14 protein-coding genes are annotated in these 15668 nt (G+C 72.5%); 6 read left to right on the forward strand and 8 right to left on the reverse strand.

Features of this window, described 5'->3' with window-relative positions:
• The first annotated feature begins 8 nt into the window (after positions 1–8).
• The 5 genes from lxmK to WJM95_RS28700 all read left to right on the forward strand — a co-directional run bounded on the left by lxmK (position 9) and on the right by WJM95_RS28700 (position 3418).
• Positions 9–1145 (forward strand): class V lanthionine synthetase subunit LxmK, encoded by a 1137-nt coding sequence (lxmK, locus tag WJM95_RS28680; RefSeq protein ID WP_339132905.1) that lies wholly within the window; start codon positions 9–11, stop codon positions 1143–1145.
• On the forward strand, positions 1142–2122 hold the full coding sequence (locus tag WJM95_RS28685) for a T3SS effector HopA1 family protein (protein ID WP_339132907.1): 981 nt from the start codon (positions 1142–1144) through the stop codon (positions 2120–2122). The genes lxmK and WJM95_RS28685 overlap by 4 nt, the downstream gene beginning before the upstream one ends.
• Before the next feature lie 18 nt (positions 2123–2140).
• A complete protein-coding gene (locus WJM95_RS28690; protein WP_339132909.1) occupies positions 2141–2476 on the forward strand; it encodes a transposase in 336 nt (111 codons plus the stop codon).
• Between the two features lie 268 nt (positions 2477–2744).
• Positions 2745–2933: an LxmA leader domain family RiPP gene (locus WJM95_RS28695; RefSeq protein WP_339132911.1), complete on the forward strand. Its 189-nt coding sequence runs from the start codon at positions 2745–2747 to the stop codon at positions 2931–2933.
• 284 nt (positions 2934–3217) lie between these two features.
• Entirely contained in the window at positions 3218–3418 is a 201-nt protein-coding gene (locus WJM95_RS28700; RefSeq protein ID WP_339132913.1) for an LxmA leader domain family RiPP, read from the forward strand.
• Between the two features lie 71 nt (positions 3419–3489).
• On the opposite strand, the gene WJM95_RS28705 is transcribed toward WJM95_RS28700, so the two are convergent.
• The 3 genes from WJM95_RS28705 to WJM95_RS28715 form a co-directional block, all read right to left on the reverse strand.
• Positions 3490–3843 (reverse strand): transcriptional regulator, encoded by a 354-nt coding sequence (locus tag WJM95_RS28705; protein ID WP_339132915.1) that lies wholly within the window; start codon positions 3841–3843, stop codon positions 3490–3492.
• A complete protein-coding gene (locus tag WJM95_RS28710) occupies positions 3840–4310 on the reverse strand; it encodes a hypothetical protein (RefSeq protein ID WP_339132917.1) in 471 nt (156 codons plus the stop codon). Before WJM95_RS28710 ends, WJM95_RS28705 begins: the two co-directional genes overlap by 4 nt.
• A 192-nt stretch (positions 4311–4502) precedes the next feature.
• Positions 4503–4823 (reverse strand): hypothetical protein, encoded by a 321-nt coding sequence (locus tag WJM95_RS28715; protein WP_339132919.1) that lies wholly within the window; start codon positions 4821–4823, stop codon positions 4503–4505.
• A gap of 519 nt (positions 4824–5342) precedes the next feature.
• Between WJM95_RS28715 and WJM95_RS28720 the strand changes: the two genes are divergently transcribed.
• Entirely contained in the window at positions 5343–7118 is a 1776-nt protein-coding gene (locus WJM95_RS28720; RefSeq protein WP_339132921.1) for an ABC transporter ATP-binding protein, read from the forward strand.
• 186 nt (positions 7119–7304) lie between these two features.
• On the opposite strand, the gene WJM95_RS28725 is transcribed toward WJM95_RS28720, so the two are convergent.
• Genes WJM95_RS28725 through WJM95_RS28745 form a run of 5 tightly spaced genes read right to left on the reverse strand, consistent with a single transcriptional unit; the run spans position 7305 to position 15638 of the window.
• On the reverse strand, positions 7305–8513 hold the full coding sequence (locus WJM95_RS28725) for a class I SAM-dependent methyltransferase (RefSeq protein WP_339132922.1): 1209 nt from the start codon (positions 8511–8513) through the stop codon (positions 7305–7307).
• On the reverse strand, positions 8510–9766 hold the full coding sequence (locus WJM95_RS28730) for a glycosyltransferase (RefSeq protein WP_339132924.1): 1257 nt from the start codon (positions 9764–9766) through the stop codon (positions 8510–8512). The genes WJM95_RS28725 and WJM95_RS28730 overlap by 4 nt, the downstream gene beginning before the upstream one ends.
• Positions 9763–10584 (reverse strand): alpha/beta hydrolase, encoded by an 822-nt coding sequence (locus WJM95_RS28735; protein ID WP_339132926.1) that lies wholly within the window; start codon positions 10582–10584, stop codon positions 9763–9765. The genes WJM95_RS28730 and WJM95_RS28735 overlap by 4 nt, the downstream gene beginning before the upstream one ends.
• Before the next feature lie 3 nt (positions 10585–10587).
• Positions 10588–10923 (reverse strand): acyl carrier protein, encoded by a 336-nt coding sequence (locus WJM95_RS28740; protein WP_339132928.1) that lies wholly within the window; start codon positions 10921–10923, stop codon positions 10588–10590.
• Complete coding sequence (locus tag WJM95_RS28745) at positions 10920–15638, reverse strand: beta-ketoacyl synthase N-terminal-like domain-containing protein (protein ID WP_339132930.1); 4719 nt, start codon at positions 15636–15638, stop codon at positions 10920–10922. Before WJM95_RS28745 ends, WJM95_RS28740 begins: the two co-directional genes overlap by 4 nt.
• Positions 15639–15668: the final 30 nt, after the last annotated feature.

The raw sequence follows: 15668 nt of genomic DNA on the forward strand, positions 1-15668 counted from the left end.
CCGCGATCGTGATTACAGATCAAGAATCGAAGTCCCCTCCGACCCGCGTCCGCTTCGATCCCGTCCGCCTGGACAAGGCTCCCGAAGTCGAGGCGTTCCTCGGCCGGCTGGGGCTCGGATCCTTCGACGCGGACAGCGTCGTCGCCCACATCGGACGCAACGACAATTGGGCCGGCACCACCACTACCGGCGCCAAGGTCTTCGTCAAGCGGGTCGGCGGCGGCGACCCGGCCGACGTCCTGCGGCGCTACCGCCGCATCCTGGCCTTCGAAACGATCGCGTCACGCCTCGGCAGCAGCGAACTACGGGGACCCGAACTCCTCGGCTCCGACGAGGAACACCGTCTGGTGGCCTTCACCCGCCTGGAACACGCGCGGTCGGGCTTCGAGCTCTCGACCGACGACGCGTTCGACGACGCCCTGTGCCGCCGGGCCGGCCGTATCCTCGGCGTCCTGCACACCCTGCCGCTCGAACCCGGCACCTTGGACGACGACCCCCACCCGTCCCCGTCCATGGACCACTTCGACGCCCTGTCGCTGCCCGTCTTCATCCACTCGGCCTTCGCCGAGATCGAATCGTGGTCCCTCCTCCAGTCGGACGCCGAGCTGGCCGCCGCCCTGCACGAACTGCGCCGCCGCGAAGCCGCCGCGCCCCGGGTGCCCACGCACGGCGACATCCGCCTCGACCAGTACCTCTTGGCCGACGACGACCTCTATCTGACCGACTGGGAGGAACTGCGCTCCGGCGACGCCGCCCGCGACGTCGGCGGATTCGCCGGCGAGTGGCTCTACCGGGTGATCCAGGGCATCCCGAAGTCGATCAGCGAGGACCCCGGCCACGCCTTCGGCCGCGAGGCGACGCACGAGGACATCCTCGCCCACGGCGCACGCGAGATCGACCGCCTTCGGCCGCGCGTCGAAGCCTTCTGGGCCGGGTACCGCGAGACGCGCCCCACCGTGGACGACGGCTTCACGACCCGTGTCGCGGCCTTCACCGGCTGGCACATGATCGACCGCATGCTCGCCGGCGCCAAGTTCGGTACCCGGCTGTCCGCCGGCGACCGTGCGGCCGCCGGCATCGGACGGACCGTCCTGTTGGCTCCGCAGAACTTCACCTCCGTACTCGGTCTGGAAGGCACCTCATGACGACCGCATCGGGCCTCATCGCCCCTGAGATCGCGACAGCGCTGGCCGGGACCGAGATCGCCGCCGACGGCCTGACCGCCACCGTCGGGGGGAAGGAGCTGGACGCCAAGACCCCCGGCGCCCTCGCCAAGCGGCTCGGTGACCACTTCTACCTGGACCTCCACGCCGGGATGGAGGACCAGGACGACACCGCCCGGCAGCGCAGCCTGCGCGACGACGCGTTCGACCAGCAGCTCTTCGCCGCGATGCCGCACCGCACCAGCCTCGTCCCGGCCGCCGTGCTCGGCGACGGTCCCCAGTCGGACACCGTGATCGTCCGACTCGACGGCCTGCGCGTCCAGGTTCCGCGCGACAGCATCACCGATCACCGGCCGGACACCGCTTCCGCGCAGGTCACCCTGCGCATCCCGGCACCGCGCCCATCCCTGTCGACCGGGTTCTTCCTGACGGACGGCTCGCGCGGACGTGTCGGAGGCTCCCCGATGCTGCGCCTGTATTTCCACCTGACCCACGCCGAGGCGGCGCCCGAGGCATGGGGCACGGTGCTGTCCCGACTGGAGGCGCTGCGGCTGCGTTACCGCGCCAAGGTCACCTCGTCGCTGAAGCACTTCCCGCGCCGTGACGCGCTGGTGGTGTATCTCGGCTCCGATGCCTGGCACGCGGCCGCCGACATCAGCGCTTCCGCGCGGGGCCTGCCCGGACTGGGCGACGCCACCTCGCCGTTCGTCCACCGGATCACCGACGGAGTGGGCGCGGCATGGGAGCCGGACGACCCGCGATCGGGCAAGGGAGGGCTCAGTTTCGGGGAGCATCGCTGCCAGGTACTGGCCGAGGCACTGGTGAGACATGCCGTGCGGGGCGACGGCGGTTCCCGCGAGGCACTCATCGCCGAGGCGTACCTCAATGCCGGCGTGGACCCGCTCATGCCCGCCCGGAATCTGGACTCTCCCGTACTGCCGGGAATCGGCCTGGTATGACCACGGGCCGGTGAGCCGATGAACCACATCCCGTCTCCCGTCCCGCCTGCCCTCACGGCCGAGGAGAAGGCCGGCATCGTCCTCAGCGTGCTGTCCGGCCGCGAGACCGTCGCGGAAGCCGCCGGGCGGCACGCCCACCTCTCCGAACGGTCCCTGCTGGACTGGCGCGAGGCGTTCATCGAAGGCGGGCTGCGCGAGCTCCAGGGGAGCGCGGCCCGCCGGCCGCCGCCGCGCGCAAGCCTGCTCGAGGCCGAGGCGGCCGAGCTGAAGAGCGCGCTGGGCGAGGTCTGCCTCGAACTGAACGTGTGGCACGCCCTCAGGACCCGCCCGCGGCGCCGTCCGGACCCCGGATGACCGCCGTCCCCGCGCCCGTCCGAAAACCCCCCACCCGGCGGTGGGGGTTTTCGTCGTGCCGGGGGGATTTCCCGGACGGGCCGTCCGCAATTTTGAACGGGTGGAACGGTGAGCCAATTCCTGTGGATCGGGCGAGGATTTCGCAGGTCGTGTCGGTTCCGGCAAAGTCTCCGATAAGTTTCGCGTAGCGCGGGCGGCGAAATGTGCGGTCGAATGAATGCAGAGCGGGGGAACGCCCGCTCCAGGCATCACTCATCGAAGGAATTTCATGAACACCGCAGACCAGCTCCTGACCGGCTACACCGCTTACACCAACGCCGAGGAGTTCGGCGCCAGCGCGGAGGCCCAGGCCCCGGCGACGACTCCCACCGTCACCGTTTCCTCTCCCGAGTGCGTCTACTTCTCGCTCGGCGCGTCCGCCGGCAGCATCGCCAGCACCAAGGCCTGGGGCTGCTGACCCAGCGTCACTGATCGACCCAGTGGGTGTCCGCCGTAACAGGCGGACACCCACTTCTGCGTTGTACGGAACCAGGCTGTTTCCGCCCGACACGCGTGTCCCCAACTTTCCCGTCGAGAAATGTGCGCAACGAGGTTGGGTTCCGTCAGGGAAAGTGCAGGTCGCGGAGCCGACGCGGTCAAATATGCATAAGATTTCCGTGGTCGCGTCATGGGGAATGTGGTCGAATTGATCTCGGGCAGGAAAGATCCGGCCCATCTCATTGGAATCAGTGAAGGAATTTCATGAACACCGCAGACCAGCTCCTCGCCGGCTACACCGCTTACACCAACGCCGAGGAGTTCGGCGCCGCCGCCTCGGCCGAGGCCCCCGCCACCACCCCGAGCATCCTCAGCTTCATCGGTGGTTCCAGCGGCGGCTGCGGCGCGGCTGTCAGCGCCATCTCCGGTGCCGGCGTCTCCGCCACGGCGCACTGGGGCTGCTGAACCACCTGCCTGCTCGCAGGCAGTGCTCCACCGCTGGGCGCCTGTGCCCCTTCAGGCGCCCAGCGGCATTTCTATGACCCCTCCTCGTCGGCGCCACCGGTACCCGGCACCTCGGCTCCGGCCCGGCGGGCGGCTCCGGCCAGTGCCTCCAGGGCGGCCAGATGCGCGGCGAGCGCCTTCCGGCCGGTCAGGGTGAGGGCCAGCCAAGTGCGGGGCCGCTTGCCGAAGTAGCCCTTGCGGACGCTCACGTAGCCGGCCTTCTCCAGCGCGGCGACCGTCTTGCTCAGTACGGAATCGGTGACCCCGCAGTAGTCCCGCACCGTGCTGAACTCGGCCTCGGCGCAACTGGAGAGGAACGCGGCCACCGTCAGCCGGGTGGGGTGGTGGATCTCCTTGTCCAGGCCGGGTGGACCCGCGTCGGTCACGACGCCTCCCGGGCGCCGGTACGCGCGCGACCCGCCTGCGTCCAGGACATCGCGCCGGCCACCACGCCGAATCCGGTGAACGCTCCGGCGCCACCGAAGAGGAGGGCCCCCGCCAGGCCCGCGGCGAAGGGGATCAGGGGCAGGACCCACGCCTGCCACGCGGTCCCGCGCTCGCGCCGCGCGAACCACGGCGCGACTCCCGAGGCGCGCTGCACCTTCCAGGTCACCACGAGGAAGGCGCCCGCGCAGAGGAGCGCGGCCGCGAGGAGCCAGCCCTGCCATCGGGGCCACACGGGAGCCAGGCCGAAGCCGCTCATCGCCGCGGCGAGCAGCAGGCCGTGGGTGGCGGGATACCAGGCGGGCACCGACCGCGCCGACTGCCGTGCCGCGTTCTCGGCGGCCCGCGCCGTGCGCAGTGCCGCGGCGGCGGACTCCGCGCTGGGCCGCATCGATCCTGAGGTGTTCATGGGTTCTCCGGCTTCCGTGCGACGGGTGCGCTTACTCATGCCAGAGTGGCATCTACTTTCCAATATGGCAAGTAGTTTCCGTACGGGAGCGCCCAGGCGTACGAGAGCCCCGCCGGAACGGATCCCGGCGGGGCTCTCGGACGCGCAAGTGCCCAGGTGGACAGCGGCCTTGAGCATGTGTGACCCGGGGCGTCACGCCTCCCGAGCGAGCTTGGCCTCCCGCGCCAGCTCAGTGGCGGCCAGTAGGCTCAGCCCCGGCAGTTCCTGGCGCAAGGCCCGTATCGCCGCCACCTCGTGGGTGACGGGGTCCACGCCGTCGCGCTCCAGGATCCCCCAGGCCCATCGCACCCGCGGCCCCCCGCCCCGCTCCGCCAGCTCGGCCAGGATCCGCGCGGCCCTCCGCAGTCCGGGAGCCTCGTCGGCGGGAGCGCCCGACAGTGCCTGGCGCACCGCGTCCCGGGCGTCGTCGAGATCGCTGAGCGCAATCAGATGCACTTCCTTCTTGCTGAACATTCCCGTTCCTTCTCTCTCCCCGGCCGTTCGCGATCGCCGTCCGGAGGAATACCTGACGGATCAACTCCCGGCCACGCTACAGGCTGCCCCTGGCGCGCCCTCCGACCTGCCCCCTAATCCCTTCTCCGGCACCAACTTTGAGACTCTGTCACGTGCGCCACATTCTTGAAGAGGCTACGGAATACGCCAGTTGGGTCGGGCGGGCCAAGGATAGGAGATACTTTTCCGCGCGAGCGTGTGGTGGACTGAAACAGGCTCGGACGTGGACGGCGGAGACAGGTCATCGTCAGGGCACCGTAAGGGAATTGCTCCAACACGGATATGGCTCCAGCCGTATGCGGCAGCGTCAGATAAGGGCTGTTCCCCATTCGTCGGCGCCGGGCCTGTCGGTTTGTCGGCCAAGGGGGTGAAGGAACGCCTTCCGTTGACCCTGGTTCTCCGCCGTGGGCTCGAGACGGCGGAACCCAGGACACCGAACCGCTGAACACGATTTCCTTTGACACGAGGTGGAGCAAGCGCATGTCAGTCGCCCGCGACAAAACCGCACCCGGCCTGAGACTGGGCGCCGACCTCATCAGCGGCGCCCGCCTCCCCTTGGCCGTCGCAGCGCTGCTGGCGTTGATATCCGCTGCCGCGACACTGGCTGTGCCCCTGATGGTGAGAGACCTCGTCGAAGCCCTTTCCGACACAGGCGGTCTCGTCCGGCCGGTCGCACTGATGACCGCCGTCGCTCTCGCCGGCGCCGGCGCCGCCACTGTCTCGGGATATCTGCTCGCCCGGGTCGGCGAGAAGATGATCCTGCGCCTGCGCTCCCGCGTCATGGAGCACACCATGCGCCTTCCGCTGCGCGTAGTGCGTACGCAGGGCCCCGGCAACCTCGTCGCGCGCGTCACCTCCGACGCCACGATGCTCCGTTCCGTCATCGACGTCGGGGCGATCCAACTGCCGCTGTCCGTCATCACCGTGATCGCCACCCTGATCGTCATGAGCGTCCTGGACTGGGTCCTCGTGCTGATCACCGTGGGATCCTTCGTGCTGGCCGGTGCCGTCATCGGGCTGGTCATCGTCCGGGTGCGCCGCAGCATCAACGCCCAGCAGACCGCACTCGGTGAACTCGCCCAGCGATTCACCGCCACACTCGCGTCCCTGCCCACGATCAAGGCCTACCGCGCCGAGACCCACACCGCCCAGGGCCTGGCCCAAGACGCCGCCGACCTGACGGACTCCACACTCCACAGCGCCCGCCTACAGTCACTGATCGGCCCGGTGATGGGTCTGGGGCAGCAGATCGCCCTGGTCAGCATCATCCTCGGCGGCGGTGCCCGCATGGCCTCCGGCGACCTGACCATGCCGGACTTCATCGCCTTCCTCCTGTTCCTGCTCCAGCTCGTCGCCCCGGTCGCCGTCGTCGCCTCCAGCATCGGCCAACTCCAGGCCGGCCTCGCCGCACGCTCGCGCTTCGACGACCTGCTCTCCCTGCCACAGGAGGCCGCGGGCACCGCCACCACCAGCCCGGTCCCCGTTCAGGGCGCCCCCGGCGTCGAGTTCTCCGACGTGACCTTCGCCTACGACGGCGAACCCGTCCTCGAAGACCTGACCTTTTCCGCCCCTCGACGCGGTCTCACTGCCCTCGTCGGGCACTCCGGCGCCGGCAAGTCCACCGTCCTGACCCTGGTCGAGCGCTTCATGCACCCCGACCGGGGCACGATCCGCGTCCTGGGCCACGACCTGGACGGCTGGCCCTTGGACGACCTGCGGCGCAGGGTGGCCTACGTCGACCAGACCTTCACCCTGCTCGAAGGCACCGTCCGCGACAACCTGCTGCTCGGCAGCGACACCCTCCTGGGCGACGACGCCCTGCTGGACGCCCTCGATGCCGTAGCCCTGCGCGACGAGGTCCTGCGGCTCCCGAACGGCCTCGACACCGTCCTCGGACGCGCCACCGACTTCTCCGGCGGCCAGCGCCAGCGCCTCGCCCTGGCCCGCGTCCTCCTCACCGACGCCGACGTGGTCCTGCTGGACGAACCGACCTCGCAACTGGACAGCATCAACGAGCAGCGGCTGCGCGACCTGGTCACCCGACTCGCCGAGGACCGAGCCCTGGTGGTCGTCGCCCACCGCCTCTCCACCGTCCAGCACGCCGACCACGTACTCGTCATGGACTCGGGCCGCGCTCTGGACGCCGGGACGCACCCGGAACTGCTCGCCCGCTGCCCGCAGTACCAGGACCTGGTCCGCAACCAGCAGTGGTCGGCGGAAGCACACGCCGTCCCGTCCTGCGTCCCCGCCTCGTAAGGAGCTCGCTCGCTGCCCCTGGCGCTGTCCGGCGCCAGGGGCAGGCCGCCTCGCTCAACCGAGACTCGGCCAGCGCCGTTCCCGGTTCTTCCTTCGAAGCCGCCGGACCAGAGGGGCCACGCCGCGTTCCGGGCGCGGGATGACCGGCTCCCCGCCTGTCCGCCCGCTTTCGGAGCGGTACGCGGTTCAGTCCCGGCGCGCCACCAGGCGGTAGGCGTTGGAGACGCCGAGCCGGTGCGCGAGGGGACGGACCGCGAACCGGTCCAGCAGCGTGCCCAGGACCAGGGCCGGGATCCCCGCGACGAGCAGGGCCGTACGCCCGGCCCGGCGCAGCGCGCCCGGAGGCCTCGGCAGCCAGGGCGCGTCCTCGCGCGGAGCCGCGTGGTCCAGCGCCAGCCAGACAGCGGCGAGCAGGTCCACCGGATCGTGCGGCTCGGCATGCTGCCGCGCCACCACCGTGAACCCCAACTCCCCTAGCCTGTGCCGCAGATTGGCGACCGGTGCGAAGTGCAGATGCTGGGGCTGGAGCCAGGGCAGCCACCAGCGCCCCAGCAGCCGGGCGTAGCGGCTCTCGGGGTCGGGGACCTCGATGAGCAGATGGCCGCCGGGCCGCACCGCCTGCCACGCGGCCCTCAGTTCACGGTCGGGGTCGCTGCTGTGTTCCAGGTAGTGGAACATGCTCACCACGTCGTAGCGGGCGGCGAGTTCCGGTGCGAGGTCGGGAAAGGCGCCGCGGTAGCCGTGCTCCACCCGGCCCTCGCGGGCGGCGAGTTCGACGCCGTCCGTGAAGTCGAGACCGTCGAACGTCGTGCCGGGCAGCACCTCGCGGGCGGTCGCGCAGAAGTGGCCGTGCCCGGTGCCGACGTCGAGCCAGGTCTTCGGAGCGGAGTCGTACGGCAGGATCGACTCGGCGCGGTCGCGGTACATCCCGGTGCGGCCCCCGAAGGTGTCGCCGAGTCTCTTCTCGCCGAGCCCGTCGTAGAAGTCGCGGTAGTAGAACTCCAGCCCGGCCTCGCTCAGCCGGGGGTTCTGGAAGACGTGCCCGCAGGCGTCGCACCTGTCGAGGACGAACCGGCCCGGCTTGTGCTGGAGCAGGTCGGTCGTGCGGAGGCGTGTCGTCAGCCGATCGGAGCCGCACCAAGGGCAGTTGGTCCGCGGCGGTTCGAAGAAGCGGTCCGTGCCCTGGGCGAGATCGGTCAGATAGCGGGGGCGCAGCGCGGCCACCTGCTCGGCCCGGCTGGGCTCGCCGCCCGGCCTTTCGGGGTCGGGCCCGGGCGGCTGCTCGGGGGCCTGTCCGGCCAGTTCCCCGGCATCCTGTCCTGCCGGTTCGCCGGCGTCCCGCCCGGGCCGCCGCTCGTCGGCCTGCCCGGTCGGTCGGTCCGTCTGCTCACTCATCGCTGCTCCCAGGCGAGTTGTTCGAGGCTGTCCGCCGCCGCGGGTGCACCGCCGGCGGCGCGGAACGCCGTACCGATCCGTTCGGCGGCCGCGCGGTGACCGGGTTCGTGCAGGACGGCGTCGAGCGCGCCGCCCAGCCGGGCCGCGGTCACCCGGCCGAACCTGACCCGGACGCCCGCCCCCGCGTCCACCACCTGACCGGCCACCACCGGCTGGTCGTCGCGGATGGGCGCCACCACGAGCGGAATCCCGTGCCACAGCGCCTCGCACACGGTGTTGTGACCGGCGTGGCAGACCACGGCGTCGACCCTTTCGAGCAGGGCGAGTTGGGGTACGGAGGGCAGGACCAGCAGATCCTTGTCGTGGCCGGGCGAGGGGTGACCGCCGTACGGAGCCCCGGTGCCGTCCGCCGAAAGGTTGTCGCCCCCTGACCGGGAGGGATCCGTGCCCAGCGTGTTCCCCGGGTCGAGGACGACCCCCTGCACCCGGTCGGCGCGTGCGCGCAGGGCCTCTCGGCAGACGTCGAGGAAGCGCCCGCCGACGTCCGCGTTCGCGGTGCCGAGCGTCACCAGCACCGTGGCCCGGCCGGGGTCGAGCCAGTCCCAGGGGAAGCCCGCCGCGGCGGCTCTGGCCGTGATCGAGGGGCCGACCCAGCGGATCGGGCCGCCCCGCGCGACGGCCGGCCGGCCGGCCAGCTCCACCGTGCTGAAGGCCAGCACTAGATGCGGCGAGAACCGCGGATCGGTGTCGCCCGCCGGATCCCCGACGGACCGGCGCAGGTCCGCCAGGCGCTCCGCCAGCCACTCCGTGACCCTCGGCAGCCCGGCCAGCGGGTCGGAGAACTCGGCCGAGGTGGTCGCCGAGGTGGCCCACGGCAGTCCCGCCCGCTCGGCGACCAGCCCACCCGCGAACGCCTGCTGGTCGGCGACGACCACGTCAGGACGGAACGCCTCGACCGCCGCCCGTACCCCCGGCGCCATGGCCTCGGCCAGCGGCAACAGGTACCACTCCCACAGGAACTTCAGCGCCTCCGGACCCCGCAGGTCGGGTGGCCGTCGCGCCTCGTCCGCGCCCGGTACCGGTCCGGCGCACGGGAACACCGGGGCCCGGTCACCCGCGAGACGCCCCACGAGACCGGGGTCGGCGCAGGCCCACGCCACCCGGTGCCCGCGCGCGAGCAGCAGGTCGGCGACCCCGACGGCCGGGTTGATGTGGCCGACCAACGGCGGTACCACGAACAGGAATCCGCTCACCTCGCCTCGGCCCCCACACTTCGGTCCCGCGAAGTCCCCTGGATCAGCTCCAGGATGTGACCGCCCACGCTCCCCGCCGCCTCGACCAGGACCGAGTGCTCGTGCCCCGGGATCACCACGGTCCGGCAGTCGGGCAGCAACGACCCCAACCAGGGCGCGAGTTCGGCGAGGTCGGAGTCACCCCCGTACACGCCGAGCACGGGACGGCGCATCGCCGCGATCTGATCGTCCGTCAGGACACCGCTGGCCGGGATGTCCTGCCCGAGGGTGGTGTCCCGGGCGAGCCGGGCCGCGCCCCGGGCCAGCCGGGCCGTGTTGTGACCACGGTTCGCCGTGATCCAGGCGAGGGCGTCGCGTTCGTTGTGCGCCAGCTGGGCCATCACCCGGTCGAGGATGCCGCCGAGCTTCGACGCCCAGGCGGCGGTGGGCGGTTCGGACTCGATCAGGGTCACGCTGGCCACGCGCTCCGGGCTGCGGGCCGCGAAGCCGAAGGCGATCGTGCCGCCGTAGGAGTTGCCGACCAGGTGCACGGGGCCGGTCACCGCCAGCCGGTCGAGCAGCGCCCGGAGATCGTCGATGTTGTGGTCGAGGGTGTAGCCGTCGGGCGGGCGTTCACTGCGTCCGTGGCCCCGCAGGTCGTACATGACGACGTCGAGGCCGGCCGCCGCGAAGGCCGGTGCCACGGTGAAGTAGTAGCTGGCCAGGCTGTCGGTGAGCAGGCCGTGGATCAGCACGGCGGTCGCGGTGGCCTCCTGCCCGTTCCGGGGGCCGATCCGCTGTACGTGCAACCGGAGTCCACCGGCGTCGACCATCGCCATGGGTCAGCTCTCCTCCGCCGCCTTCAGGCTGGTCACGACGTGGTCGACGAGCTGCCCGACGGTGAGCCCGATGATCTCGTCGAACTCCATCCCGGCCAGGAACTCGGCGAAGTTGACCCGCCCGCCGTACCGCTCCTCCAGCAGCCCCGAGAGCGTCACCAGGTCGATGCTCTCCAGCTCCAGATCGCGGTTGAACGTGGTCGCCATGCCGATCTCGACGTCGTCGAGGCCGTATTCGTCCTCCAGGAGCCGGGCGAGCAGTCCGGTGACGTCCGCGAGGACCAGGTCCGCGTCGGCGGGGCGGGGGGTGGCGTCCGCGGGGTGGGGGGTGGCTCTCATGGGGCGTACTCCTCCTCGTGGGGGTGTCCCGTCGGTCCGATCGGTCCCGTGGTCCAGGCCACGACGTAGGCCCGGTCGGTCAGTCCCGGCGGGTTCGCGGCGGGCGCGCACCGCACCGCGTAGGCACGTTCCAGGCGCCCCGAGACGATCAGCTCGTCCCCGGCCGGTGCCGCCTCCAGCACGGCGAAGTCCCGTGGCCGGCCGCCGAAACCGGTGCCCTCCGCCTTCGCGACCGCCTCCTTGGCGGCCCAGAACCGGGTGAACCACAGGGCCTCGGTGCGGTCGTCGGTGCCTCCGCCGGTGGCGCACAGCGTGCGCAGCAGCCGCAGTTCGTCCGCGCCGAGCACCGTCGCCATCGCCTGCGGGTCGCGGGCCGTGACCTCCTCGATGTCGATGCCGGGCCCGGGAGCGGGCGTGTGCGGCCGTACGATCGCCACGCCCGCCTCGGCGCGGTGGGCGAGCGAGACGTCCAGCGGGGGCAGTTCCCGACCGTGCGCACCGGTGACGTACGGGCGGCCCATGCCGTCGTTGCGCACCCGCAGCTCCGCGGGGAACACCGGGCCCTCGCCGTGGTCCCACAGCCATTGCCGTACGGCGTCCTTGACCGCGATCCGGCCCAGCAACCACTGCCGCCGACCGCGCGGCGCGTGCCCGGCGTACTCCGAACGCTCCTGACCGCCCAGCGAGTTGCGCATGATCAGGTCGCGCGACGCCAGGTCCGGCCACCGTTCGTGCACCAGTGACCAGCCGCCCGGACGAGCCTCGGACAGGGTGTTGCGCTCGGGGAAGCGCTCCACCGGCCGGGTGTGCGGATCGTTGTCGAACCGGCGGTCCTGCCAGCCGCGCAGCTCCGCCCACACCGCCCCCGCCACCGAGAGCTGTACGTCGGCCTCCAGCACGGTGTCGGTGAGCGAGGTGATCCGCACCAGACACGCCACCTCCGTCCCCGGGGCGGGGTGCGGGCCGTGGAAGCGCATCTCCCGCATCCCGACCGGGAACACGACCGTCCGCTCGGAGCGGGTCGCCATGATCCAGTAGCCGAGGATCTGGCCGACGTTGTCCAGCAGGGCGCCGGGCGCCGCCGGGGCCGTGATGATCCCGCGGATGTGCCGCTCGCCGAGCGCGGTGAGCTCGGTGACTCCCTGGAACGCCGGACCGTGGAACATCCAGCGCTCGCCGTACAGTTGCGCCGCGGTGTGGCGGGGTGCGCGTTCGCTCGCGGGGTCGGTTCGCCAGCGGTCCGGCGGCGGGGCCGGGTAGCCGGTGGCGAGTTCGACGGTGGCGCGGGCCCGGGGGCCGAAGGACATGGCCAGACGGTCCGGTGCCACGGGCTCGGCCGTGACCCGTACGTCGACGGCGGGGGTGGCCGTCAGCCACTCCTCGAACCTGGCGCCGTGCACCGCGACCGGCACCTTGCCCGGCGCCGCGTCCCGGGCCGCTTCCATCAGGTGGTGCACGATCGTGGTCGCCGGGACGACCGGCCAGCGGTCGGCCACGTCCGGCCAGTCGGCCCGCTGGGGGAAGAAGCAGTGGTCGAGCAGGTACGGCATGGTCTCCGGAGAGACGCGGACGACCGAGGTGCCTAGCGGGGCGTCCGTCGGCGCGTCGCCGACGGACGTTCGCGTCTCGGTGGCGGGGGTGGGGGCGTGGACTGTTGCCGTGGCGGGGGCGGGCGGAGTGGGTGTGGCGGCCGGCCGGCGGGCGGGTCGCGCGGCGATGAGCGCCGCCGCCGTGTCCGCGGTGTCCCGCAGCAGCGCGTCCAGTTCGGCGGCGCCGGGGAAGCGGTCGGTGAGCCCACTCAGCGGGCCCGGCGCGTATCGGGTGCCGGCGTCGGGAGAGGGGAGAGCAGTCCTCAACTCTGCTCGCAGAGGGCCCAGTTCAGGGCCGGCGAGCGAGATCAGCGCACCGTCCAGGTCGAGACGCACGGGCGGTCGCCCCGACGGCGTGCCACCCTCGCCGGATCCGGCCCGGGCTCCGGCGCGGCCGTCGTCGGGTCTGGACCCGACTCCTGAAGTGGTGTCCGTACGGGGTCCGGTGGGCAGGGCGGGAGCGACGGCCGCCCCCGCCGTCCACAGCGCGGCCGCCACCCGGCGCAACTGGGCGAGGCCGGTCCGGTGGGGGGAGTTGGCGGCCACGGTCAGATGGTCGCGGTCGCCGAGGGTGTCGCCCACGAGCGACCCGACCTGTCCAGGGCCCACCTGGACGAAGGTCCGGTGCCCCGCCGCGTAAAGGGCCTCGGTCAACTGACGGAAGCGCACGGGTTCCAGCAGATGACGGACGAACAGATCACGTACCTCCGCCTCCCGTTCGGGGAACGGCGCCGCGGTCGTCCCCGACCACACCGGAACGGTCGCCGGATGCAGCCGGAACCGCTGGGCCGCCTGTCTGATCGGCCCGAGATAGGGCGCCAGCATGGGCGTGTGGAAGCCGGACCGGAACGGCAGCACCTGGCCGAGCACACCACGGGCCCGGAACGCCCGGACGAAATCCGCGACCGCGGCGTCCGGCCCGCACACCATCGACTGGCCCGGCGCGTTGTCGTGGGAGAGCACCAGCCCTGCGCCCGCGAACTCCTCTTCCAAGGCGGCCAGTACGCGCTCCGCGGGCGCGCCGACGGCGCCGAACGCGAGACCCGGCACCGTCACCGTGTCCGGATCGAAGCCCGCCATGAAGGCGTCGACCTCGTCCCCGGAGTACAGCCCGGCCACCGTCATCGCGGTCCACTCGCCGACGCTGTGCCCGGCGACCGCGTCCGGCACGACACCCAGGCGGCGCAGCGCCGCGTCGAGCAGGCGTCCCACGGCCACCACGCCGAGGCCGTGCCGGCCCACGTCGCCGACATGGCCGCCCTCGTGCGCCGTCCGGGGCAGTCCGAAGTGCGCGGCCACGTCGTCGACGCGCGCGGAGAACTCGCTCTCCAGACCGGGGAAGACGAAGGCGAGCTTGCCGTGCCCGGGACCGAGCAGGGGGCCGGGCCGGAACCAGACGTCGCCCCGGCCGTGCCAGGGGCGGCCCCGGCCGACCGCCCGGCGGGCCAGCGCCAGCCGTTTCGCGGTCGGGTCGACGATGCCGAGCCGGGCCCGGCCCGCCGCCGGATGGGGCAGCGCGGGGTCGAGCCCGGCCGCGCGGACCGCGGCGTCGTCCGTGTCCAGCAGGGCGGCGAGCGGTTCCGGACCGTCCGCGGCGAGCAGCAGGACCCGCTCGGGCTCGGAGACCCGCGCGGCAGGGCGCCAGGCCGTCGGAGCGGGCGCCCTGCCGCGCCCGGCCGTCGGAGCGGGCGCCGTCGTGGCGGGCGCCGGTGCCTCCTCCAGCACCACGTGCGCGTTGATCCCGCCGAAACCGAAGGCGTTCACGGCGGCCCGGCGCACCGGCTGACCGGGCGAGATCTCCCAGGGGACGGCCTTCTCCAGCGTACGGAAGCGGGTCGCGGCCAGCGCCGGATGCGGGTCGTCGCAGTGCAGGGTGGGCAGCAGCGTCGCGTGGTGCACCGCGAGTGCGGCCTTGACCAGTCCGGCCACCCCGGCGGCGGGCATGGTGTGCCCGATCATCGACTTCACCGAGCCGATCACCGCGCGTTCGGCGCCGGATGGTCCGGCCGGGCCGAACACCGAGCCGAGCGTGGCCAGTTCGGCGGCGTCGCCGGCCGGGGTCGCGGTGCCGTGCGCCTCCAGCAGGCCGACCGAGCCGGGCGCGGCCGGATCGAGTCCGGCGGCGAGCCACGCCTGTCGCACGGCACTCGCCTGACCGCCCGGGTCGGGGCTGACCAGGCCGGCGGCCCGGCCGTCGCTGGCCACCCCGGTGCCCCGGATCACCGCGTAGATCCGGTCGCCGTCGCGCCGGGCGTCCGCCAGTCGCTTCAGGACGACGACCCCGGTGCCCTCGCCGACGAGGAGGCCGTCGGCGTCCCGGTGGAAGGGCCGGATGCGCTCGCTGGGGGAGAGGGCCCGCAGTTGCGAGAAGACGCTCCACAGGGTGATGTCGTGGCAGTGGTGGACGCCTCCGGCGAGCATCAGGTCGCAGCGCTCCGAGGAGAGTTCGCCGACCGCCTGGTCGACCGCGACGAGCGACGAGGCGCAGGCGGCGTCCACGGTGTAGGCGGGGCCACGCAGATCGAGCCGGTTGGCCACCCGGGAGGCGGCCAGGTTGGGCACCAGACCGATCGCCGCCTCGGGACTGTCGGGGCCGAGCCGGTCCGTGAACGCCGTTCTGACGCAGTTGAGTTGACTGTCCGTCAACTCCGGTAACAGCTCGCCCAGGGTGCGCACCAGTTGCCCGGCCGTCCGCACCCGCTGGTCGAGCCGGACCAGACCCGGGGTGAGATAGCCGCCCCGGCCGAGGACGACCCCGACGCGCCCCCGGTCGGGAAGCCGGTCCTGGCCGCCCGCGTCCGCGAGGGCCGCGGCGGCCACGTGCAGCGCGATGAGCTGGTCGGGCTCGGTGCCGGCCACCGAGTTCGGCATGATCCCGAACCGGGTCACCTCCACCTCGGCCAGTGCGTCCACGAACCCGCCCCTGCGGCAGTACACCTGGTCCGCGACGGCCGGCGCGGACGCGGTGCCGGGGTGGTAGTACCCGGCGTCCCAACGCCCCTGCGGCACCTCGCCGATCGCGTCCACGCCGTCCCGCAGGTTCAGCCAGTACGCCTCCAGATCGCGGGCCCCCGGCAGCAGCACCGCCATGCCGACGATGGCGACCGGAACCTGGCGCCGCGGCACCGGCTCTCCCGCCGCGACCGCCGCCCGGTC

This window comes from Streptomyces sp. f51 (assembly GCF_037940415.1).
Classification (GTDB): Bacteria; Actinomycetota; Actinomycetes; order Streptomycetales; family Streptomycetaceae; genus Streptomyces.